The sequence below is a fragment of the Streptomyces sp. NPDC045022 genome (genome assembly GCF_056432605.1).
Genome location: NZ_JBWKIR010000037.1, coordinates 15877 through 37806, shown reverse-complemented (window position 1 = coordinate 37806; position 21930 = coordinate 15877). Strand labels below are relative to the sequence as shown.

The window sequence follows — 21930 nt, the reverse complement described above, 5'->3', positions numbered from 1 at the left end:
GAGGTCTGACGGTGGGACAGATGTGACGCTCCGTTGTCCGAGCTTGCTCACGAGGCGTCCACGAACGCAGTCACGAAGCCTTCGGCGGCCAGCAGGTCGGACACCTGCTGTGCGGTCATAGAGGCGTTGGGGAGTGGCAGCGCGGCGGTGGGAAAGACCGCCAGCCACGCACTGACAGCGAGCAGGGCTCCACCGTCGTACTCGTCGGGTCGCGGGCACGAGTCGTCCAGCGCCTTCCGGCACCGGACCAGTCGGCGCAGTGCGGCACCGAGGTCCAGCATGGGGAAGAACAGCACCGAAACACGCAGCTGGTACGTCCGGCCCGGCGCGGCCGGGTCGAACGGCGGCGGCTGCGCGTAGTGCAGGCGGTAGAGCCGGGGGAACTCCTCCTGCAGCTCCCTGAAGTCGGCGACCTTGGCGCGTCGCATCAGCTCCGCGAGGTCGATGAAGGAGAAGCGCTGGGCGAACTTCTCCTCGGTGAGGGCAGTGAGGTCCTCGTCGGCGATCGCGTCGAGCGCCCCCGAGGTCAGCTCGACCCGCGCGGTGATCAATGCCTCCAGTGCCAGGTCGATCCACTGCGGCGGCGCAATCCCCGGGAACTCCAGCACGGCCCGCCCCTGAGCGATGTCCGGCAGTAGCTGCTCCCAGCTCCCCCGGACCGTCACGGGGGCGGTCACGGGTACCTGGAAGCCTGTCGCCCTGACCGTGAGGTCGTCTACCACGCGCACTTCCAGCAGGCTCGGCTCGTAGACGCTCGCCAGCAGGTCCCGTACCCGGCGCCGGTCGGTGTCCTCCTGGGGAGCCAGGAGCAGCTTGGCCTGTTCCTGCGCCAGATACCGGATCATGAGTTGGTCGGCGAACCCGTTCATCTCGCTTCCCGCGCGCAGCAGGGACTCCCACAAGGGGCGGAGCGGTGCGCAGCACACCGGCAGGATTCGGGTCCATTGGGTCACCGGCGTGTGATGCACCGCTGGTACACCGTCCGGAGGGCATAAATGGCCGACGCTCCGGACCGGTTGATCACTCTCTTCACACTACGCCGTTCGAGTACGGACGGCACCTCGATCTCCAGGTCACCGTCGCCGCAACCAGTCCGACCGAACTTCAGATCGAGACAAGTGACGGTCAGGGCGACCCGGTCGAACAATCAGGTATTCGAAGTTTCTCAACTCATCAGCGCAAGTGCCTGGTTGGCTCCTATATCCTGCCGCACTCGACCTGCCTCATACGCTGGTCGAGTGGGTCACCATGCTCATCGTCACCCGCAAGGGTGACCGCCGCTGCAAGCTCCCGCCGCACCAACGCGGCTCGTCGGGCTGGTGTACCTGCGCATGCACGACGCCCTGGCTCAGATCTCTGCCGGCTTCGGTATCTCGGTCGGCACCGCCCACGCCTACACAGCCGAGGTGATCACCCTCCTGGCCGCCCGGGCGCCCGGTCTGCTCAAGGTCCTGCGCCAGCACGAACCGGCGTACGTACTGCTCGACGGGACGCTCGCCGAGTGCGACCGTGTGGGCGACGGCCGGGCCGACTACTCACACACGGCGTGAACGGGCAGCTCGTGACCGACCCGACCGGGCGGGTGCTGTGGATCTCGCCGGCCCTGCCGGGCCGGTGCCACGACCTGACCGCAGCCCGCACCCACCGGATCACCCGGATCTGCGAACGCCAGGACGTCCCCGTCTTGGCCGACCGCGCCTACCAGGGCGCCGGCCGGTCAACCGGCCACTGGGCCACGTAACCGCTCCGGGCACCCCGTCGAACGGGGCATGGCACTGCTGAAGTCCTGGCGGATCTTCCGAAGGTCCCCTGTCTCCCACGGACACCCCGACTTTCGCATAGGGGTAGGGCCAGGCTCCGCATCCATGGACGAGACGATCACGGCGCCACGCCAGCGGCCGTCAGGGCCGGGTTGGGCACTACGAACAGCACCATGCGCGCACCAAGAGCGTCCGCCACCCGGATTGGACACCAGCGTCTTGACAGTCCCCGTCAGCCGACACGGAAAGGGCGACCGCTCAGGGCGGCCGGGGCGCTGCTCCGCCACAGTCATACAGACGGAGATCAGGCAGGTCGCCGCCCAGATCGGCCGGGAGGCCAACCGGCCCCGCAAGGACACAGCCCGGGGCGGACGGTGAGCATGGTGGGCGGCGCCACGCCGCACCTGCCGGCGGATCCTGCCCTGCCCCGTACAGGCGGGCCGCCGCTGACCTCAGGCGGCAGATCCTGACCGCCCGGCTCAAGCCGCGCGAGCAACTACCGTCCCTGCGCATCCTCCGGCAGCAGTACACGATCGCCGGCATGACCGCCCTGGCCGCGCTGCGCGTGCTCAGTGACGAGGGACTCGTCGACGTCGTGCAAGGCCGCGGCAGCTTCGTTACCGATGGGCACCTGGACCCACCTGCTGGTCACCTACACCGCTCCGGTGGACGGTGACGCCGGCACCGGCGTGATGTCGATCTACCAGAACGGCAGTCTGATGGGGACGGCCACCAACCCCACCCCGCAGTACGACTCGTCCATGCCCCTGACCATCGGCGGCTGCGTCCGTCAGGCAACCAGGCCCTCTACATGATCGCCGTCAGCCGCATGGCCTGGGAGCCACGCACACGCGTCTACGTGACCCGCCGGACAGCCGAAGGCAAGACGAAGACCGAGATCATTCGCTGCTTGAAACGACACATCGCCCGTGAGGTCTACGGCCTGCTCGTCCGGCGAACCCCAGCGCAGCCACCCTCCCGCCAAGAGATGGCAACCGCAGCCTGACCTTCCTTGACAGCTATAGGAGCATCGGCAAGGTCGAACGCTTCAACCGCACCCTGCTCGACGAATGGGCCTACCTACGGCCCTACACCTCAGACACCCAACGGCAGGCAGCGTTCCCCGACTGGCTCGACTGGTACAACCACCACCGGCCCCACCCCGGCATCGGCGGCCAACCACCAGCCAGCCGCGGAACCAACCTCTCCGGCCAGCACACCCTAGAGCCAGCCGCGCTGGGCGGCCTTGAGTCCCGCCTCGAAGCGGCTGGAGGCGTTGAGGCGCTCCATCAGGGCGGCCATCTGGCGCCGCACCGTTCGCAGGGAAACTCCCAGACGCTTGGCTGCGGCCTCGTCCGTCATTCCGGAGGCCAGCATCTTGAGCAGGTTGCGCTCCGCCGGGGAGGTCTCCTCGTCCTCGGCGGCGCCCCAACGGTCCGCGCCGAGCGGGACGGCCGACTCCCAGGTTTGTTCGAACAGGGCGAGCAGGGATGCCACGATGCCGGGTGCATTCGTGCACAGGGCGCCCAGGCGGGTGTCGGCCGGATCGATGGGCACCACTGCGGTGTGCCGGTCGAAGATCAGCATGCGCGGGGGCAGGACCGGGCTCGTGCGCACCTGTCCGCCCTGCTCGCCGATCCAGCGTGCGTAGGAGAAGGTTGCCGGGTCGTTGCGGGCGCTGTCCTGGTAGACGGTCAGCAACTGCACGCCCCGGCCCAGTACCTGTTCGTCCAGCGGTCGTGACGCCTCCAGGCTCGCCCGCGACTGGGCACCGCCCGGTTCGATGGCACGGCATTCCTCGCGCAGCTGCCGGGCCAGCTCCTCCAGACGGTGCTGGATGGCATCGAGGCCGATGAGCCGCTCGGCGCCGTCCTCACGAGTGCCAGGTCGCAGCGTCGCGAACTCGGCAACGGTACGGGCCACGGCCTCCCTGCTGCGAGCCAGCTCCGCCTGACGGCGCAGAAGTTCCGCTTCCTGCCGACGCAGGATGATCTCCAGACCCACCTCGGGACTAACCGCGCGCAGCACGCCGGGAACGTCCCGGGACGGCTGGAGCAGCTGAAGATCCACGAGCTGGTCCAGGCACTCGCGCACCTCGGCCTCGGTGAGCGACAGCCGTGCGCTCAATTGGGCCACCCCGTTGTCGTCATGGCCCAGGACGGCTCGGTAGACCGATTCCACGGCCCGATCAAGCCCGAGTGATTCCAGCACGAACACCCCCAAAAAAACCACATCCTCGCAGGCATCAGCAGTTTCGATGCCGGAGCGGCACAACGTTATGGAGGGGCAGAGGGTCAGATGAGGGACGGTGTATGCCGTCCAGGGGACAGTACGCGCCACAGGCAGCTGCACACAGGACAGTTCGGACACCGGACGCCCGGGGGCGGTGATGACCTGCTGGCCTAATGCACAGCGGATGTGATCTTGCCTACGCACCAGGGAACGACCTCCAGCGCCCTCACTCGTCTGAGCGTGCGCACCGCACGCCTCGTCGGCGTACCTCAGGACCAGTACGCGCACCTGCTGGGTCTGGCTCCTGAGCACCTCAATGACGACATGTGCCGCCCCCCTGCCGTCACGAGCAATCACATCGCGGAGCTGACGACGGCCTGTGCTGCCTGGCCAGAGGTGTCCGGACTGCTGACGCAGCAGTCGGGCATCGGCACGCTCGGGGTCTGGGACTACCTGATCACCTGTGCACCCAGTCCGCTGGAGGGCATAAAAGACGCCTCGGCCTACTTCGGCGTCGTCGCCGACCCGGCAACAGACGCCCTGCGCATCATGGAGGACGGCGAACAGGTCACGATCAGCCACGTCAACCAGGCCGATCTGACGAACGACGCGGCCTGCGCCATCCGCGGCTACGCATTGGGCCTGTACCAGCAGCGCCTCAGCCAGGCCGCAGGGCGCCGCCTCGTACCCCTACGCGTCACCCTCGCCGCGAAAGCACCCCGCCGGCACGACACCCTGGTCGGGTTGTATGACACCCGCACCATCGACTTCGAGGCACCGGACACTTCCATCACCTTCCTCGCCTCCGACCTGAAGACCCCGACAGCACACGCCCAGCCCGGTCTGTCCTCAGTGCTGCGAAGACACGCCGAGCAGACCCTGGCCACCGCCGCCCCGCTGCGCAACTGGCTGGACCTCTTCCGCACAGCGTTGGCCTCCGTCCACGACGAGCCCTCCCCGACGCTCACCGCGGTGGCACAGCGCCTCGCCATCAGCGCCCGAACGCTCCAGCGTCGCCTTGACGAACACGGCACGACATGGAACGACGAGCTGGAGACCGTGCGTCGGACCCGCATCACGCACCTGCTGCGCAGCACCGATCTCAGCATCGACGCGATAGCCGCCCGAAGCGGCTACGCCAACGCCCGCTCCCTGCGACGGGCGGTACAACGCTGGTACGGCGTAACACCCGCAACGCTGCGCCGCAGTGGCTCGCTCGCACAGCGAAGCCATTAGCTGCTCACGGATCCTTCGCCGCAGCCCCGGCCTTCAGGCACGGGGCAACGCCATGCTGAGTGCCCCGATGGGAGCCCCCGGAGCGTCACTGCAAATGTTCTCACCGGCATCGCCGCGATCAGTCAACTACCAGACAGACAAGGGGACGTAGTCACGGTGTGCGGTCCCCGCGATCTGCTGGCGGCCCGACCTGCCCAGCGGCCTGACTGGGCCTTGCCGGCCCGGTGAGCATCAGCCGCGCGCTCAACCGAGGTCGCCGCCGACCTTCCTCATGAATCAGCCAAGTTCGAAAAGCCGGCTGCAACGACTGAACAAGCCGCCCGGCGATCCCAGCACGCGGCCCCTGACGAGCGCTTCCTCCGTCCAGAGCCATTCAAGGCGCACCCTTTTGCACGCAGTCCGTGCGGTGTGGCCGCCAGCCCCTGTCACCTTCGTGCCAGCCACCTTGGTGACAGCCGTAGGAGCTTCCCCACCGGTGACGCGACCCGCAGGATGGTGGTCAACGAGAGGGACACGGGCCGGACAGCCGGTCAGCGCCCTTACCGCCGTTGAAACCGTTTCCGTACTTCTGTCGTCCAGGGGGATCCGCATGCTCCGCACCTCTCGCCGTCTGATCGCAACCGGCGCCGCCGCTCTCGTCCTGTCCACCGCCGCCCTCACCGCAACCGGTGTCATCGGCTGGGACAGCGAGCCCGTACACATGCCGCTCGCCGGTGTCATCGGCTGGGACAGCAAGCCCGCGGACACCCCGCTCGCCGCGAGGGCCGTCGTCATCGGCTGGGACTGAGTCGCATGCGCATCGTCAGCGTGACCTTCCAGGCGCGCAGCAACTCCGGGCCTGCGGCGGGGATCTGCCCGCTCGTGCACGATCTGCTGTGGGCGCATGCGACACCCGACTCCGGGCTCGAGCATGTGCGGGTCCGTCCCGTTCAAACCGGCCTGGAGGCGGTGTGCTTCGTCAGTGTCGCAACCGACGCCGCCGCGGTCACCGGCGTACGCCGGCTGCTCGACCGGGTACGAGACCCCATCGCCGCGCACGGCTACTCGGTGATCTGGCCGAAGTCCGCCGGGTGCCGTACCGACTGGGGCACCTGACTTACCGCCACCGTTCGCCTTCCGCCTGCCATCCCGCAGAGTGAGCCACGTTTTTCGCTGACCGGCCGCCTTTTGCCGCGTATCCGGCCGGGACCATGCTCACCGGCAGTATGCCCCGCCCGCCGCACCTCGGCCGCCTTGGTTCGTCGGCGCCCACGGTTGCCGTAGAGGCCGCCCGTCCTGGCCCCCGGTCCGGCCAGGTGTGCCGCCGGCTTCCGCACCAGCCTCTGCACACCGCCACAACCCATTGCCTGTCCGCGGGCGCTTCGCCCTGCCCGTTTCCCACTTGCCCCGACTTCTTGGAGACCTTGCCGTGCCCAGCAGGAAAGCACTGATTGTCGGTACGAGCCTGACACTGTCCGCCGTGACGGCGGCCGTAGCGGCCGTAGCCCTGACCACCGGCGCATACGCAACCACGACGGCGGCGCCCGCACCGGCCAAGGTAGGCACCTACGCCCCGCACAGCACCGCCCCGGCTTCCACCCCGACCGCCACCGCCACGCACGGCAAGCCGTCGCCCACCACATCCCACCATGCGCGCCTCACACCCGGTCGTCCCATCCCGGGCACGACCGAGGCTGGCGGTGACTCGCCGGCACGGGCACCATCCAAGCCCCTGCCCGCCAAGAGTCTGCCCGACAGCAAGGCCGCCCAGTGGAAGCCGATGGGCCCCGCGAACACCCGGCCTGTCGCCCACGACACACCACTGAACGAATGCGCCGTTGTCCATGGCGCGATCTCCTGGCAGCAGCAGGGGTACGTCAGCGCCTTCAAGACCCCGGCCATCGAGGACTCGTTCACCTTCCGCACGCCCGCCGCCGCCACCTTGGCCTATCAGAGCCTCGTGACGGGCATGGACCACTGCCAGAGCACCTCACGCGAGGTGCAGCACAGGGGCGGTTTGACGGCGCATGCCCGCGTGGAACGAACCGCGGCCACGGCCGACGGCAACGCCTACAGCAGGCAGTGGACCGGCGTGGCCGGCATGTCCGCCCCCGGACCGCAGACGAATCACATCTACCTCGTCCGGCGTGGCGTCACGGTGAGCGTTCTTCAGTTCACCGAGATGCGCGCCTCCGGTCCACAGCACTCCTATGACACGGGCAACGACCCGGCCACGCTGGCTGCCCTGGCCCGCTGACCAGTCCCCACCCCTGCTTCTCCCCCGCAATTACCCTCTCAGCAAAGGAATTCCGGCATGTCCCGCCGCTTTCGCACGTCCCTGCGACTGACCGCCATCGCCACCGTGGCCGCCGCCGGCCTGACCCTGCCCCTCCTCAACGCCCCCGCCGCCCAGGCCGCTTCCACCGCCGGCGGGCCGATCACCCGCAGCGAAGTCCTCACCCGTGCCCAGAGCTGGGTGGATCAGAAGGTGCCCTACAGCTGGACCACCTACTGGAGCGACAGCAACGGCACGTATCGGGAGGACTGCTCGGGCTTCGTGTCCATGGCCTGGCACCTCACGAGCAGCCTGACCACGCAGACACTGCCGGACGTCTCCACGAAGATCGGCTTCAGCCAGCTCCAGGGCGGCGACATCCTGGACTACACCGCCAAGCACACGTTCCTCTTCAACAAGTGGACCAACAAGGCCAACGGCGACTTCACCTACTACGCCGAGTCCAACGAAAGCGATCCCACACACGGACCCACCGCCGCCAACATCAACGCCTCCAGCCTGGAGGGCTGGCCCACCAGTTACTACGGCGCGTACCGCTACAACCACATCGTCAACAACACCACGGCCGGCGTCGGTGTGTGGAACCCGTCGGACCACTACTTCCATCTGCGCAACGCGCTCAGCGCGGGCCCGAACGACAAGGACTTCGTCTTCGGCGGATCGGGAATGCAGCCGGTCACCGGTGACTGGGACGGCATAGGCACCGACGGCGTCGGCATGTACGACTCCGCCAACCACACCTTCTACCTGCGCAACAGCCCCAGCGCCGGCGGCAACGACTACACCATCTCCTTCGGCAGCGCCGGTGACATCCCCGTCGTCGGTGACTGGGACGGCAACGGCACCGACACCATCGGCGTGTGGCGGCCCTCCAACCACACCTTCTACCTGCGCAACTCCAACACCGCAGGCCCGGCGGACAAGACGTTCGTCTACGGCGGCGACGGCATGCAGCCCATCGCGGGCGACTGGGACGGCATCGGCACCGACGGCATCGGCATGTACGACGACTCCACCCACACGGTCTACCTGCGTAACAGCCCCAGCGCAGGCGGCAACGACTACGAGATCAGCTACGGCACCCCCGGCGACATCGCCGTCGCCGGCGACTTCAACGGCGACGGCAAGGACACCGTCAGCGTCTGGAACCCCAGCACCCACTACTTCGACATCAACAACTCCAACACCAACAACGACCCCTCCACCCGCTTCGTCTACGGCGCCACCGGCATGATCCCCGTCGCCGGCGACTGGGACGGCCAGTAGATCCCGCCCAGGAGTGCCGCCGCCGGGGCCATGGCTTTGCTCCCCGCGCGGCGGCAGGCCGCAGGCGGGTCAAGCAACGGGCGAGGAGCCGGAAGAAGCCCAGGCGCTCGCCGGTCTACGCCGGGATGACTTCCTCGACGAGCCGCCTAGAAATGTTCAACCGGTCCCGCTCGGTGCCGCAGTGCCGCGGTGACCTCCTCATGAGCTTGGTGGCGCCGAAGGACGACGAACATGTGGCGTTAACGGTCTGAACTGGCCCCACCGGTGGGGCGCGCGGGAGCGTTCAGGGGTTGTTCCGGCTTAGAGGTCGTTTTCTCCCGATGTTTCATCCCGGAATTGGTGTTTGATCCTATGCTGCCGGGTCGCGCCAGGAGATGGTGCTATCACCGGTGAGGCGGCGGGCCATCAGGTCGGTCATGGCGAGGTGGATCATGGCTTCGGAGCGGGCGGGCAGGGTCTCGTAGTCGCGCGTGAGGCGATGGTGGAACATCAGCCACCCGTAGGTCCGCTCGACTGTCCAGCGCTTGGGCAGTGGCGGTGAATCCCCTGGTCCCGGGGGCGCGTTGGACGATTTCCATGTCGATGCCGAGGGTGGCTGCGTGCTCGACGAGGTGCTGGCGGTAGCCGCCGTCCACCCAGACTTTGCGGATGGCGAGGTGGGCGGCGGCCACCTGGTCGATCAGATCGGTGCCGGCGACGCAGTCCTGCACGCTCGCGGCCGTGACCAGCACTGCCAGGAGCAGTCCGAGGGTGTCGGTGACGATGCTCCGCTTGCGGCCCACGATCTTCTTCGCCGCGTCCGTGCCCTGCCCCGCAGCCGGGACGCTGGTGGAGGTCTTCACGCTCTGGGCGTCGATCACGCACGCGGACGGCTCGGCTTCTTTGCCCTCCTTCTGCCGTAACAGCCTGCGTAGTACGCCGGTGAGCTGGGCGAATACACCATCCTTCTGCCACTTGGCGAAGTAGCCGTAGCAGGTCACCAGGGCGGGAAGTCGTGCGGCAGGTAGCACCACTGCACCCCGGTGCGGTCCACATACAAGATCGCGTTCATGATCTCGCGCAGATCGCGCTCCGGCGGGCGTCCGATGTTCAGCGTATGCCTGCGCCGCTCCCTCGACGACCTCCTGCACCACGGCGGACAGCTCGCCGACGGCTGGGCTGCACGCGACATCGACACCGCCCTGTACTGGGCCGGCGCCGATCCTCAACCGCCAGCACCGGCATAGCCCCCGCACCAGCAGCACCGGCCCGGGCTTAGGGCGCTCCAGCCGGCCTCGGCGGTGGCCCGGCGCTGGCGCACCGAGGAAGCCAGGGCGCTGTTCGCGGGGGCGGCGGCGCATCTGATGTATCCGCTGACCGGGCCGGCCAGTTCCGGTCGGGCTGATGCTCGTCGGCGCCGCGCACCGCTTCGGCTGGCCCGTCGCCCGCGGCGGGTCGCGGACCGTCACCGATGCGCTGGCCGCACTGCTCGCCCAGCTCGGGGAATCATCGAGACGGGGGTGCGGGTGGACTCCCTGGCCGAACTCGCCCCGGGCGCGGATCGTCATGCTCGACACCACGTCCGCAGCCGCGGCACGCATCTGCGGCGACCGGCTGCCGGCCGGGTGCGCCGGACCTACCGCGGCTGGCGGCACGGCCCGGCGGCATTCAAGGTCGACCTCGCCGTCCAGGACGGCAACCCGTGGACCCATGAGGCGTGCCGCCGCGCGGGCAGTGCATCTGGGGGGACCCTGGAGGAGGTCGTCCGCACGGAGGCGCAGACCGCCGCCGGACGGATGCCCGAGCGCCCGTTCGTCCTGGTCGGCCAGCAGTATCTCGCCGACCCGGGCCGCTCTCGCGGCGACATCCATCCCATCTGGGCGTACGCACACGTCCCGCACGGTCATCCCGGGGACGCCACCGAGGCGGTGCTGCGCCCTGCTCGGCGCACCGCTGCAGCCCGGCGCCCGCGGCAGCCACGGCCTCCGCCCGTCCGCCGTGCACGACCAGGCCGATACGGTTCACCGTCATACCCCCCCAGCCGGCTCGCGCAGCGAGCCATCCTCGCCACGAACCGGGCCGGCACCTCACATGCCACGCCGCCTTGACGGCCCCCGCCTGGGCCTTCCGTGTCGATCCGGGCTAGAGCTTGTCACCGCCATGTCACAGGTGATCCACAGCGGAACCCCTGGTCCGCAGGCGCTGTCTCCCTCGGTGAACACCGGCTCGGAGCCGGTCGACCTGTGCACTTCGGACATCGGGGGAACCCATGCAGTACGGAAACACCAGCCGCGTCGGCGCGTCGGCGCTGGGCCTGATCGCGGCCGCGCTGGCGCTGACGGCGTGCCAGCCGGACGGCGGCGACCCCACGTCCGGTGCGTCCTCCGCCGTCCCGACCACCGCGGCCTCATCCCCCACGGCCTCCTCTCCCACCAGCCCGGCCCCCGCGAGCTCGCGGACCTCCGGCGCCGGCACGCCCGCTTCCGGCGCCCCCGCCTCCCCGACGGCTGCCACCTCGGCCGGCACCGCGTCCACGTGTGCGGCCACGGCCCTGAAGGCGACGGCGTACCAGGCCGCTAACCGTCCGGTCGGCACCGGCACCGGAGCGGCGATCGTGGAGTTCACCAACGTCTCCGGAAAGCCGTGCGTCCTCACGGGCCACCCGACGGTGGCCGGGGCGGGCAACGGCTCCCCCGAGCACAACACTCCGTTGTCGGTGACCCCTACGGGCTCCGCGTCGAACGTGCGGGTCGCGCCGGGCGGCAAGGCGTGGGTGAAGCTGACCTTCGTCCAGGTCCAGGGCGAGGGTGACGGATACTGCGCGTCCGGCGCGAAGCCCGCCGTGTACCCGACGCTGATGGTCGGCCTGCCCGGCGCGGGCGCCCATCAGGTCGCCCTGTCGGACGGCGAGTTCGCCGAGTGCGACAACAAGGTCACCGCGACCGCGGTCTCCGCGGTCAAGCCCTCCTGACAGCGCCTTTCTTCCGCGAGTGAAGAACGCCGCCCCTGTCGAGCGCCGGGGGCGGCGTGCCGGCAGCGAGCCGTCGCGCAGGATAGGCGGCCCGGCCGGCCCGTTCCACCAGGGCAATGCCGTCCTGTCGCTGCGGCGGGGGGTAGTTGGCGTGCGGGATGATGTGGGAGCTGGGGGGGTGGCGGTTGGTTGAGAAGCTGGTTTGGTGGGCGTGGGGGTCTGACCTGGGGCTGTGTGGGTTGTAGCGATAGTGGCCCGGCCTTTGTATGTAGCTTCTGCGTCTGACTGGCCGTTCTCTATCCGTCCGTGTGGTCGGTTCGAACAAGGGCCTGGTTCGGGTGAGTCGGCCGGTACAGGTGTATGCAAGAAGGGCCTCTTGGTAGCTGGCGGTTGTCACCTCTGCGGTGCCGCTCACAAAGAAACCGGAGGCAGCCAGGGCCGCAAACCATGAGCTGATCCGGTCCTTGAACCATCGGCTCTGACTTGACCACACGTCCGGAGCGGTGGCACCCTCCCGACGCCCCGATGGCAGCACCAACGTCATGAAGTGGTGGCGGCGCAAGCCCGCACGGCCCGCGGACACCTACCCCCACCTCGCTCACATTCGGCAAGAGCTGAGCGTCAGGCCGGCGGCCCGGTGAGGTTGGCGGCCACGGCGTCGAGGACCCAGTACGGCTTCACCGGCAACTACCAGCGAGTGAAGTTGTACGTCCTGGAAGCCCGGCCCCGAGTCGCGCATGAACTGGGCATCGCTCCTGATGAACTGGCCGGTCTGCACCGACGGTTCGAGGTGATCCCCGGTGCTGAAGCCCAGGTCGACTGCGGTGACGAGGGCGAGATCCTCGCTCATGTCGGCATTCCGAAGGTCTACTCGTTCCACATGGTCTTGTTCTACTCGCGTGATCCGTTCTGCTGTTTCACCACCAGCCAGGACCTGGCGACGTTCTTCGACTGCCACCGTCAGGCGTTCGCGCATTTCGGCGGGGTGCCCATGACGATCGTCCATGACCGCACCAAGACGGTGGTCCGCCGCACGTCGCTCCTGGTGAGGCTGTTCCACTGCATCCGGATGCGGTGGCGTTCGCCGGGCACTACGACTTCCACATCGACGTGCTGGCCGCCTACCGGCCGCAGGACAAAGGCCGCGTCGAGCGGCAGGTGGATATCGCAGCCGAGCCGCGGCCGCCAGCATCCCGGTCGGCCGCCTCCGCTGTCGGTCTATGACGAGCTGACCGGCACCCGCCCCTTCACCACCAACCGAGCGACGAAGGACCCGTCTTGAGCGAGCTGACCGGCAACCGCATCCGCACCACGACCGGCAAACTCGGCCTGCCCCACTTGGCCGAAGCCCTGAACCAGTACGCTCAGCGGGCTGACCCAAGATGGGCTATCTCGACTTCCTCGATCTGGTTCTCTCCGAGGAACTGGCCGTCCGAGACGACCGGCGCTTCCGCCAGGGCCTCCGGCTGACGACATGGTCCCCAACCTCACGGCCGCTGAGGCAGCAGGGCGTCTGACCAGCGAACTCGGCACCCATCTGCGGCCCAGTGTCCTGGTGGTCGACGAGGTCGGCTACCAGCGCCTCGAACGCGCCGAGGCGAACCTGGTCTTCCAGGTGATCTCCAAGCGTTACGAGAAGGGCTCGATCATCCTCACCTGGAACAAGACCTTCAGCGAATGGGGCCCGGTCTTCGGCGACGGGGTTTGGCCACCGCGATCCTCGACCGGCTCCTCCACCACTGCGACGTCGTCACCACCAACGGACCCAGCTACCGGCTCAAGAACCGACTCGCGGCCGTCGAACGGGACACCCAGTGGGCCTGACACCGAGCACGTTTATCTGTACTTGGCTGAGCACTACTTTACGGAGTACGCCGACATCTGGACGACCGGGATGACCATGACGCCGCACGGCAGGTACACGGGGTAGGTGAGTGCCTCAGGCTCGTAAACCGTCCGCATTCCACTCGCGGCGCCGCAGGAGCCAAGCCCTTGTGCCGGGTGCGCCTGACTGCCGCGAAAACATGTGAAGAGGATCCTGGCAGCGGAGTACGACCCGATGCCGCATGCTGACCCTATGGGGTTGTACGCCGCGGATCCGGCCTGCACCTTCTGCGACATCGTCTCCGGCCGAGTGCGCGCCAGCCGGGTGTACGAAGACGCGGAGGTCCTGTCCTTCATGGACATCCATCCGGCTGCGCCCGGTGATCTCCTCATCATTCCCAAAGCGCACGCGGCGGGTCTGGAGGACATCGACCAGGCTCTGACGGCTCACCTGTTCCAGGTGGTCCATCTACTGGCGCGGGCGCTGCGGCGCTCAGGTCTGCCGTGCGAGGGAGTGAACGTGTTCCTCGCAGATGGTCGGGCGGCCGATCAGACGGTGTTGCACCTGCATGTGCACGTTTTCCCCCGTACCACGGACGATCGGTTCCGTCTGGAGGTCAGTTGGCTGGAGCGGTCCCGCGCCGACCTGGACGACGATGCCGGACGGATAAGGGCAGGCTTGGCACGTAGCGGATACCGCCCCGGTCCATGAGATGCAGAGGGTGGAAGACGGGCCTCTGAGGGCTCCGGACGGTGGTAGTGCCGTTGCTCAGGGCGAACCCCTTGTGGCCGTCGGTCCCCTTGGCGCTGGCCAGACCAGTGTCTAGCGCCAGAACAGCCGACGGCGTAGCCGCGCACCGGGGCAGTACCTGACGGGCATCGCGAACGATGTCGGGGGAGCTCATGGCCGCTGGCCGGGTCGGGGCGGTCATTGAGGCTGGCCGTGGGGCCTTGCGGCCCTTGTTCTTGATCCAGGCCATGGCGACGTTCCAGGAATGGCGGCAGCGCCGAGCAAGTGATCGCCGAGAGGTTATGCAGGGCAAGGCCGACGACGACCAGGGTTCCCCCAGGCGCCAGGTGCTGGCGGAAGCGGGTGAGGGCGTCGCTGAACGGCAGATGGTGAATGGTGGCGACAGAGGTGATGACGTCGTAGGAACCGGGTGGTATGTCAATGAGCGCGTCGCAGACGGTGAACGTCACAGGGGTAGTCGGAGCGGTGAACTCCGCGCTCGGGCGACGATGGTGGGGTCCGCGTCGATTCCTTGCACTGTTTTGGCACGTGTGGCCAAGAGCCCGGCCAGGTCACCGCTGCCGGATCCGGCGTCCAGGGCGCTGTCGAAGCGCCTCGGGGGCTGCCGCAGGATCCACCGGTGATAGCGGGCGTTGTGGTCCCAGGGATGTGCGGCATGGAACTGCTCAAGTGTGTGGAGGGCGGGGCGTCCGGGGCGTCATGGCGTGAGTCCATCAGGTTCTCGGTCGTCTGCGACGCCCCCGCCGAGCGACGATCACGGCGAATGCCCCGGCCTGGCCGACCCATCGGGTGCTCGGCTCCTGGTGCCGCAGTGTCCGGGCGCCGGCGCGCCGCTCCCCAGGAGGGAGCGGCGCGGCCACGGACGACCGGGGCAGCAGCTCGTCTGCGCCAGCTCTCAGAAGGCGAACACCGAAGCCCCCTCAACGTCCTTGAGACAGGCGTTACCGAAGGCATGCTCGTAGTTCACGCGCTTGCCGCGCCAGACGCCTTGGGCGGTGACGACGACCGGACGGTATTCCTTCGTGCAGTACCGGCCGCCACGATCTGCGCCGAGCGTTGCCAGACGGTCGAAGTCCCCGCCGACCTGCGCCAGTTCCCCACAGGCCTTTGCTGAGTCCGGATGAGTGCCCGAGGCGGTGGGCGCACAACTCAACGTCACCGCGCGCTCCGGTACCGCGGAGGCATCATCGCCATGCCCCACGGTGAGGACCAGGGAAGAGGGTGCATAGAGCGAAGCGGGGGCGCTGTGTGCGGGAACGCTCAGAGGACCCGACAAAGCCGTGGCCAGGAGAGCGCCTGCCGTAGCCCAACGTGCCATCGGTCGCATGATGTGTCTCCTTCCGTTGACGTGTTCGGTTGCCTCGGAGTACCCCCGTCGCGGCTCGCCCCGCGGATAACGAAGCCAAATGTGCACTTAGCGCAGCGATTCAGACTAATCGCGCATTGAATCAGTGGCTGGATTGGAATCGTTGCGCTCCATACGCGCAGGTCTAGAACCTTCCTCCGGTTCGCAGGTTGAAGACGTGGCCGAGTGCAATCGCTGTGAAATGGCGCGATACCTCTCCTCGTCGCTCGCACGCTGCCATCGCGACCACGCCGAGGCGGTTGCATGCCCGCATCGACTGGACGAGCACCGAGTCAACCGTTGCCTGAGGCGGGCGGCCAGTCCGCGGCAGTAGGCGCAGCGGCCGGCCTCGGTACACGGCGCATCGCCGAGCGGGCAACGACCGGCCGGCTCCCGGTCGGCAATCCGCGCCTGGGGCCGCCGACGCCCGACAGCGCGCACAGGACGACGCCCCGCGAGCGCGAGTACATGGAGAGGTCGGGCCGCGCAGCCGAGCAGCGTAAGGGAGCCGGTCCGGGACGGAGCGGAGCCAGCCGACGACCAGCACATGACGATCACGGTGGCGGCGTCTGCCGGGAAGAGGGCCGGGCGTGACCAGGCAGGGCCCGGTCGCAATCGGTCTCGCGCGGCCCGGAGGCGCTGCACCCGGGCAGTCTCGGAGGGGACTCCGCCGCCTGGTTCAACCACGAGCTGTACCAGCCGCTCCCGCCGTACCCGGCGCCGCGAGCTGCCCAGCTCCTGCTGCACCTGCTCGCCTACGACGTCGCCGGTATCAAGCGGGCCTCGCCGGGCGATCCGGCCACCCGGGCAGGCAGATGGCCGGCTCCCCGGTCGGCGGGGGCGACCGGTCGCGTGCGCGCCTCCAGCGCGATGTTGTCGAGCTCCTGAAGAAGGACAGGCACTTATCGCCGCCTGAGCGAGCTCAACATCCACAGGTATTGACAAATACTCTTGCCGGGGTCGATCTTCCGCTGCCAGATCAGCTCGGGCAGGTACTGGCGTACTGGGGCTGGACCGCCGTGCAGGTGGACCTGGGAGAAGAAGAGGCTTTTGCCGTTGAGGGCGACGTCGTGGTTCATGCCGACGAAGCCGACGTGTCCGCCGGGACGGGTGGAGCCGATGGCCTGCTGCATCGACTCCTCCGCGTTCGGTGACGATGTCGGTGGCGCCGAATTCAAGGGCGAGCTTCTGCCGGGACTCATAACGGCTCATCGAAAGGATCCCTGCGCGCCCAGTTGTTTGGCGGCCAGGATCGCGAGGAGGCCGACCGCGCCGTCGCCGACGACCGCGACGGTCTTGCCAGGGCCGGCCTGGGCGGCGACTGCGCCGAACCAGCCGGTGCCCAGCACGTCGGAGGCGGCCAGCAGGCTGGGGATCAGATCGGCGTCGGGCGTGCCCGGGGTGGCCACCAGGGTGCCGCCGGCGTGGGTGATCAGGGCGCGCTCGGCCTGCGTACCGGACTGCAAGACGCGGTTGACGCAGGAGGACGGGTAGCCGGAGCGGCAGATCTCGCGGGTGTTGTCGGAGTTGGCGAACGAGCCGACGATGAACTGGCCGGGCTCGATGTTCTTGACCTCGCTGCCGACCTCCTCGACGACGCCCACGTACTCGTGCCCCATGCGGGCGGGCTCGTCGACGGAGTCGACGCCGCGGTAGGGCCACAGGTCCGAGCCGCAGACGCAGGCCGCCGACAGGGGGATGATCGCATCGGTCGGAGCGATGATCTTCGGTTCTTCGATGTGTTCTGCCCGGCGGGAGTGTGCAGCACAGTGGCGCGCATAGTTCCTTCTTCCTTGATTGCTTTCTGGCAGGCCGCCGTCACGAGGCCGCTGTTCGTGCCGGCGGGGGCGGCGACCCGTCTATATGGCCCGCGCACGAGGCGTGTCGCCGGCGATGCCTCTTCATAGGCACCGCGGGCAGGTGGCAAGACCTCGCGTCGTTGCCGTTGGGTCCTTCAGAGCGCGAGGTCAGTCGCACACCAGTTCGCGCTGCCAGTCCGTCTCGGGCTGCTGGTGCAGGTTGAGGTATGCCTGGGCGAGGACGGCCGGATCGAAGCGTTCTTCGCCGCCGCCGATCTCACCGGCGATCGTGACGCTGGTGGCGTGCACACCCGTTCCCGCCAGGTGCAGCACATCCGAAGGGCGGCCCGCATGCAGGGCCGCCCTTCGGCTGCCCGGTTCAGCGGACGAAGGAGATCTCCGGGTATTTCTTGTCGGGGCCGTCGAGCAGACTGCGGTGCTGGTGGCGCAGTTCCTTGTCGAAGAAGGCGGCGAGGTAAACGCGCTGGATCTCGATCGCGCGGTTGGGGTCGAGCGTGCCGAGTATCTGCTGGAGCTGGGCCGGGGAGAGCCCGCGCAGGCCTGCCTCCTGTGGCAGCATCGCCTCCGTGTCGCCGAACGACAGGTGCGCCGAGCCCTGGAGCTGGATATCGAACCGGTCTCCCTTTAGATGCGACCACAGCGTGCGCCATGACCTGTCGTTGTTGCGGTTGTGGGTGCCGGAGCTGAAGAGCATGAAGGGGCGGTCCAGGTTCTTGCCCGGCGCCGAGCCGAAGAACTGGCCGTCCAGGTCGGCGCCGGCGTCGATACGGTGGTCGAGCTGCATGGCGGTGTCGACCGCCCCGCCGCCCAGCGACCAGCCGAACATCCCGATGCGGGACATGTCCACGGCGTGCGACAGCCCGGTGGGGAGCCTGGCGTGGCCGGCGTCCGGGTTGTGGCCCTTGCTGATCGTCCCGAGCTGGTTGATCACGAACCGGATGTCGGCCGCACGCACGTTGAGCGTGTCCGAGGAGTGCGCGCCCGCCGGCATGGTGTTGCCCTCAAGCCGCCCGCCGGGGAACTGCACCTCGTTGGCGTCGTGGGTGTGGTCGACCGTGACGACGAGGTAGCCGCGGCTGGCCAGGTCCTCGACGAGTGCAGTGCTCCCGGCGCGGTCCCCGTGCAGGCCGGCCGAGTACAGCAGGACGGGCAGCTTGCCGAGCTTGGTATCGACCGGAGCGAGCACATGGCCCGCGGTCTTCGGCAACGTCACCTGTTGTGGCGTCAGGCCCTGAGAGGCGAGGAAGTGGGCGCCGGAGGCTGACGGCATCCACGGTGCCTTGTAGTGCCCGCGGGTGGAGGCGGCCGGGTACCAGAACGACACCATCAGCTCGCGCGGCTTGTTACCAGGCACGTACGGGTCCGTGCGGGACTTGTCGACGAGGTGCAGGCTGAACGTACCCACGCCATGGCGCCCGGTCGGTGCGGGCAGACTGAGCTGGAGAGCGGACGTGGCCGCGCGGGGCGTGACGGCCTCCGGACGGACGGCCGTGTGCTGCTTCGGCACCCCGTCGTGCTGGGGCGCCCAGGGCGCGTCGCCCTGGTCGGGCTGATCGGGCGAGAACCCGGTGGCGGTGGGCTTGTTGGCCGTCTTCCCGGCGGCCATCGCCGGCGTCATCCCCGCGCCCAGGGCGATGGCCAGCGTACCCGCCGTACCGACCGCTCTGGCGATCACTCTGCGGCGGTTGCGCGGTCGGCGGTGTTTCATGGGACCCCCTTGTTGGGCAGCAGTCGACGAACTGGCGATCGGACTTCGCACCCGTACCGCCGCAGTGGCCTACGGATTTCAGGCCCCTTGCGTTCACCGTGGTGGCGGGCGGAACGAGCAGCTCAACCATGCGACCGGTGCGATCCCCGATCAGACCGTCCGCGTCTGCCGCCCTGGGCTGCCTGCCGCAGGAAGCAGGCCGGGGTGAAGGTCGAGCTGAAGAGTGCCCCGGCGAACGACAACCGGGCCGTGCCCCGGGTGTGGCCAGTTGATGCACAGGACGGACGGAACGCAGCGACGGGAGTTGCTGGTCGAGGGCAGTGCCCAGCACAGTGACAGCCATCGGTCACACCTCCCGTTCCTCACTCGGCCGCACGCGGCGGCACCCCGGCCACCGTGTGATGTGCGCTCACCCTGGGGACGTTCGTCTCCGGGCGCCACGGAATGTCCCTCCGCCCCTCATACGACGGCGATCAGCACGAGGACGACCAGCACGCCGATCAGCGGCAGGCGGGTCCCGATGACGCAGCCCGGCCTGATCGCCAGGTCGGTGAGCCGGGCCGGGAGACCGGGCGATCGCCCGGCGGCGGCCGGGGACTGCGGGGGCGTCGCGGCCGCCAGGGCTGCCGTGGGCGCGGGGAGACCGCCCGCCGGTGGTACGGCGGGCGGTGTGCCGTTGCGCATCGCCTCCCGCAGGATCTGGCTCCACAGGACCGGCGGCAGGTCCGGGAGCTGACCGTCCGCCGGTTCGACGAGGCTGTGCCAGAGCCAGTTTCCGGTGATGGGGTGGCGGTCCCGCAGGCCTGCGCCTGGTCCTCGACGGCTTCACGGCAGCCGACCTCAGTGACGAGGGCAGGGCGCGGCGCGAACCGGGGGCCACCAGGGCGCGAAGCTGGTCGACGTCGCGCGTCGGGCCGGCGTCTCGACCGGCACGGTGTCCAACGTCCTCAACCACGCCGAATGCGTCACCGAGGCCACGCGAGCGAAGGTCGAGCAGGCCATCGCGGACCTCGGATTCGTGCGCGGCGGCGTCGTGCCGGAGCATGCTGCCCACTGGCGCAGGAACGATTTCGCGACCTGGCTGTTCACGCCGGCGGTCTCCGGCTGGTCCCCGAAGAAGGCACCACAGGAGCCACGGCCCGTACCGCTGCTCGGTGCTCGGTGAACCTTGGCCCGGCGTCCCGGCCCGAGGACGCGGCGCCAGCGCACGGGCCGACGTCTGCTGGCTCCCGATAGCCAAGGGACTCACGCCCCACGGCCCATACCCACCGGCCGATGATGGAGGACCAGGGACCGAGAAGGTGCTCATGGACGAACGCATGGGCCACATCGACGGCTCGGTCTCGGCGCGCTACGCACACGTCACCCCAGGCATGCGCAAGCGCCTCATGCTGGGGCTGACCGAGCAGTGGGAGACAGCACTTGACGCCCGCCTCGCGATGAGCCCCACGTCGCCGGTACGCGTCCTCGATGGACTTCTGCGAGCGCGGCGGGGAGCGCTTCCGTAGCACAGGTCGGGCGGTCTCAAGGGGTACACCGGCATGCGCACGAGGGGTGAGGCCAGAGGTGTGAGGAGCCACCGGGCCTGACTGGGTTCAGGTGGGGTCGGACGAGGACCGCGGCGTCGTAGTGCCGTCGTTCGTGACGGCGGCGGTCTCTCGGCGGCGCAGGCTACAGAACCAGTTGGGTACGGGTGGCCCGTCGCGGAGCATGGTGCCCCCCCCCGTTATGTTCTTCGCGGTCCTGCAAGAGGGCCGCTGGCCTCCGGGCCCGGCATGACTGGTCCCCCCTGTCGAACGGATGACCTGGGGGGTGGTGTCACCGGGCTCGGGAGGTGCCGTTGGAGACGCTGATGAGGGGTCCGACTACCGCCCGGCATGGCGCAATGCCGGGCCGCTTGCGGGCGGCAGGTCTGCATAACGTGGATGCGCGCGTACGGCGCCAACTCCCTGGCCGGCACCGCACCGAAGCAGTTGGGAGCACGATGTTCGACATCGGTGACGTAGGCGTCTTCCTCGGCCTGGACGTCGGCAAGACCGCTCACCACGGCCACGGACTCACCCCGGCCGGCAAGAAGGTCTTCGACAAGCCGCTGCCCAACAGCGAGCCGAAGCTGTGGGCCGTCTTCGACAAGCTGGCCGCGAAGTTCGGCACCGTGCTCGTCATCGTCGGCCAGCCCGCCTCCATCGGCGCTCTCCCGCTCACCGTCGCACGGGACGCCGGCTGCAAGGTCGCCTACCTGCCCGGCCTGGCGATGCGGCGGATCGCCGATCTCTACCCGGGCGGGGCGAAGACCGACGCCAAGGACGCCGCGGTCATCGCCGACGCCGCCCGGACGATGCCGCACACGCTGCGCTCGCTCGAGCTGACCGACGAGATCACCGCCGAATTGACCGTCCTGGTCGGCTTCGACCAGGACCTCGCGGCCGAGGCCGCCCGCACGTCCAACCGGATACGCGGCCTGCTCACCCAGTTCCACCCCAGCCTGGAGCGCGTCCTCGGGCCGCGTCTTGACCACCCCGCCGTCACCTGGCTGCTGGAACGCTACGGCTCCCAGCCGCCCTGCGGAAAGCCGGACGCCGCAAACTCGTCGAGGTGATCAGACCCAAGGCCCCACGCATGGCCCAGCGGCTGATCGAGGATCCGCCGAGCTGCGCAAGGCACTGCCCACCGTGAGCCCGGAGGTGGTGAAGGCGACCCAGGCCGCCGAGCCGAGGGGCCGCGTAGTCGCCGCGCCTTTCCCGACCCGCCCCCTCGGATACC

The 21930-nt window shown here is 68.9% G+C and carries 16 protein-coding genes and 9 pseudogenes; 16 read left to right on the top strand and 9 right to left on the bottom strand.

Annotation, left to right across the window (positions count from 1 at the left end):
* Window positions 1–47: 47 nt before the first annotated feature.
* Window positions 48–953, bottom strand: a complete 906-nt coding sequence (locus AC07C1_RS36870; protein WP_478946359.1) for a hypothetical protein — start codon at window positions 951–953, stop codon at window positions 48–50.
* A gap of 295 nt (window positions 954–1248) precedes the next feature.
* Here AC07C1_RS36870 and AC07C1_RS36865 point away from each other — a divergent pair.
* The 4 genes and pseudogenes from AC07C1_RS36865 to AC07C1_RS36850 all read left to right on the top strand — a co-directional run.
* A pseudogene (locus AC07C1_RS36865) lies at window positions 1249–1817 on the top strand (transposase); the annotation flags it as partial.
* A 382-nt stretch (window positions 1818–2199) separates the two neighbouring features.
* Window positions 2200–2436: pseudogene (locus tag AC07C1_RS36860) on the top strand (GntR family transcriptional regulator); the annotation flags it as partial.
* Window positions 2384–2575 carry a LamG-like jellyroll fold domain-containing protein gene (locus tag AC07C1_RS36855; RefSeq protein WP_478946357.1) on the top strand — a complete coding sequence of 64 codons (192 nt, stop codon included), beginning with the start codon at window positions 2384–2386 and terminating at the stop codon, window positions 2573–2575. The pseudogene AC07C1_RS36860 and the gene AC07C1_RS36855, both read left to right, overlap by 53 nt.
* Window positions 2576–2792: 217 nt before the next feature.
* Window positions 2793–2981: pseudogene (locus tag AC07C1_RS36850) on the top strand (integrase core domain-containing protein); the annotation flags it as partial.
* On the opposite strand, the gene AC07C1_RS36845 reads toward AC07C1_RS36850, so the two are convergent.
* Window positions 2982–3971: a LuxR C-terminal-related transcriptional regulator gene (locus tag AC07C1_RS36845; RefSeq protein ID WP_478946397.1), complete on the bottom strand. Its 990-nt coding sequence runs from the start codon at window positions 3969–3971 to the stop codon at window positions 2982–2984.
* A 261-nt stretch (window positions 3972–4232) separates the two neighbouring features.
* Here AC07C1_RS36845 and AC07C1_RS36840 point away from each other — a divergent pair, with 261 nt between their 5' ends.
* The 5 genes from AC07C1_RS36840 (at window position 4233) to AC07C1_RS36820 (ending at window position 8769) form a co-directional block, all read left to right on the top strand.
* Window positions 4233–5228, top strand: a complete 996-nt coding sequence (locus AC07C1_RS36840; protein WP_478946355.1) for a helix-turn-helix domain-containing protein — start codon at window positions 4233–4235, stop codon at window positions 5226–5228.
* A 589-nt stretch (window positions 5229–5817) separates the two neighbouring features.
* Complete coding sequence (locus tag AC07C1_RS36835; protein ID WP_478946353.1) at window positions 5818–6015, top strand: hypothetical protein; 198 nt, start codon at window positions 5818–5820, stop codon at window positions 6013–6015.
* Between the two features lie 5 nt (window positions 6016–6020).
* Entirely contained in the window at window positions 6021–6323 is a 303-nt protein-coding gene (locus AC07C1_RS36830) for a hypothetical protein (RefSeq protein WP_478946351.1), read from the top strand.
* Between the two features lie 364 nt (window positions 6324–6687).
* Window positions 6688–7464, top strand: a complete 777-nt coding sequence (locus tag AC07C1_RS36825; RefSeq protein ID WP_478946349.1) for a hypothetical protein — start codon at window positions 6688–6690, stop codon at window positions 7462–7464.
* Window positions 7465–7521: 57 nt separating this feature from the next.
* Entirely contained in the window at window positions 7522–8769 is a 1248-nt protein-coding gene (locus AC07C1_RS36820; RefSeq protein ID WP_478946347.1) for a hypothetical protein, read from the top strand.
* A gap of 349 nt (window positions 8770–9118) precedes the next feature.
* Here AC07C1_RS36820 and AC07C1_RS36815 read toward each other — a convergent pair.
* A pseudogene (locus AC07C1_RS36815) lies at window positions 9119–9880 on the bottom strand (IS5 family transposase); the annotation flags it as partial.
* Here AC07C1_RS36815 and AC07C1_RS36810 point away from each other — a divergent pair.
* The 5 genes and pseudogenes from AC07C1_RS36810 to AC07C1_RS36790 all read left to right on the top strand — a co-directional run bounded on the left by AC07C1_RS36810 (window position 9819) and on the right by AC07C1_RS36790 (window position 14255).
* Window positions 9819–9995 carry a hypothetical protein gene (locus AC07C1_RS36810; RefSeq protein ID WP_478946399.1) on the top strand — a complete coding sequence of 59 codons (177 nt, stop codon included), beginning with the start codon at window positions 9819–9821 and terminating at the stop codon, window positions 9993–9995. The pseudogene AC07C1_RS36815 and the gene AC07C1_RS36810 overlap by 62 nt on opposite strands.
* Window positions 9996–11017: 1022 nt before the next feature.
* On the top strand, window positions 11018–11719 hold the full coding sequence (locus tag AC07C1_RS36805; protein WP_478946345.1) for a DUF4232 domain-containing protein: 702 nt from the start codon (window positions 11018–11020) through the stop codon (window positions 11717–11719).
* A 697-nt stretch (window positions 11720–12416) separates the two neighbouring features.
* Window positions 12417–13001 carry a DDE-type integrase/transposase/recombinase gene (locus tag AC07C1_RS36800; RefSeq protein ID WP_478946343.1) on the top strand — a complete coding sequence of 195 codons (585 nt, stop codon included), beginning with the start codon at window positions 12417–12419 and terminating at the stop codon, window positions 12999–13001.
* A pseudogene (locus AC07C1_RS36795) lies at window positions 12998–13543 on the top strand (ATP-binding protein). The gene AC07C1_RS36800 and the pseudogene AC07C1_RS36795 overlap by 4 nt, the downstream one beginning before the upstream one ends.
* Before the next feature lie 253 nt (window positions 13544–13796).
* The gene (locus AC07C1_RS36790) at window positions 13797–14255 is read left to right on the top strand and encodes an HIT family protein (protein WP_478946341.1); all 459 of its coding nucleotides are present in this window, start codon (window positions 13797–13799) and stop codon (window positions 14253–14255) included.
* Window positions 14256–14366: 111 nt separating this feature from the next.
* Here AC07C1_RS36790 and AC07C1_RS36785 read toward each other — a convergent pair.
* From AC07C1_RS36785 to AC07C1_RS36760, 6 genes and pseudogenes are all read right to left on the bottom strand, one after another.
* Window positions 14367–14973: pseudogene (locus AC07C1_RS36785) on the bottom strand (class I SAM-dependent methyltransferase); the annotation flags it as partial.
* A 216-nt stretch (window positions 14974–15189) separates the two neighbouring features.
* Entirely contained in the window at window positions 15190–15621 is a 432-nt protein-coding gene (locus tag AC07C1_RS36780) for a subtilase-type protease inhibitor (protein WP_478946339.1), read from the bottom strand.
* A gap of 968 nt (window positions 15622–16589) precedes the next feature.
* Window positions 16590–17378, bottom strand: a pseudogene (locus tag AC07C1_RS36775) (alcohol dehydrogenase catalytic domain-containing protein); the annotation flags it as partial.
* Between the two features lie 228 nt (window positions 17379–17606).
* Window positions 17607–17747 carry a hypothetical protein gene (locus AC07C1_RS36770; protein ID WP_478946337.1) on the bottom strand — a complete coding sequence of 47 codons (141 nt, stop codon included), beginning with the start codon at window positions 17745–17747 and terminating at the stop codon, window positions 17607–17609.
* A 70-nt stretch (window positions 17748–17817) separates the two neighbouring features.
* The gene (locus AC07C1_RS36765; RefSeq protein ID WP_478946335.1) at window positions 17818–19167 is read right to left on the bottom strand and encodes an alpha/beta hydrolase family protein; all 1350 of its coding nucleotides are present in this window, start codon (window positions 19165–19167) and stop codon (window positions 17818–17820) included.
* Window positions 19168–19626: 459 nt separating this feature from the next.
* On the bottom strand, window positions 19627–19851 hold the full coding sequence (locus AC07C1_RS36760; RefSeq protein ID WP_478946333.1) for a hypothetical protein: 225 nt from the start codon (window positions 19849–19851) through the stop codon (window positions 19627–19629).
* Between the two features lie 163 nt (window positions 19852–20014).
* Between AC07C1_RS36760 and AC07C1_RS36755 the strand changes: the two are divergent.
* Window positions 20015–20675: pseudogene (locus tag AC07C1_RS36755) on the top strand (LacI family DNA-binding transcriptional regulator); the annotation flags it as partial.
* A gap of 476 nt (window positions 20676–21151) precedes the next feature.
* Window positions 21152–21807 (top strand): annotated as a pseudogene (locus AC07C1_RS36750) (IS110 family transposase); the annotation flags it as partial.
* Between the last annotated feature and the right edge of the window lie 123 nt (window positions 21808–21930).

Bases quoted from the DNA above. Each gene is read 5' to 3' on its own strand.
- AC07C1_RS36855 (WP_478946357.1), top strand. From the start codon at position 2,384: ATGGGCACCTGGACCCACCTGCTGGTCACCTACACCGCTCCGGTGGAC.
- AC07C1_RS36835 (WP_478946353.1), top strand. From the start codon at position 5,818: ATGCTCCGCACCTCTCGCCGTCTGATCGCAACCGGCGCCGCCGCTCTC.
- AC07C1_RS36830 (WP_478946351.1), top strand. From the start codon at position 6,021: ATGCGCATCGTCAGCGTGACCTTCCAGGCGCGCAGCAACTCCGGGCCT.
- AC07C1_RS36820 (WP_478946347.1), top strand. From the start codon at position 7,522: ATGTCCCGCCGCTTTCGCACGTCCCTGCGACTGACCGCCATCGCCACC.
- AC07C1_RS36810 (WP_478946399.1), top strand. From the start codon at position 9,819: ATGATCTCGCGCAGATCGCGCTCCGGCGGGCGTCCGATGTTCAGCGTA.
- AC07C1_RS36805 (WP_478946345.1), top strand. From the start codon at position 11,018: ATGCAGTACGGAAACACCAGCCGCGTCGGCGCGTCGGCGCTGGGCCTG.
- AC07C1_RS36790 (WP_478946341.1), top strand. From the start codon at position 13,797: ATGGGGTTGTACGCCGCGGATCCGGCCTGCACCTTCTGCGACATCGTC.
- AC07C1_RS36780 (WP_478946339.1), bottom strand. From the start codon at position 15,621: ATGCGACCGATGGCACGTTGGGCTACGGCAGGCGCTCTCCTGGCCACG.
- AC07C1_RS36765 (WP_478946335.1), bottom strand. From the start codon at position 19,167: ATGAAACACCGCCGACCGCGCAACCGCCGCAGAGTGATCGCCAGAGCG.
- AC07C1_RS36760 (WP_478946333.1), bottom strand. From the start codon at position 19,851: ATGCGCAACGGCACACCGCCCGCCGTACCACCGGCGGGCGGTCTCCCC.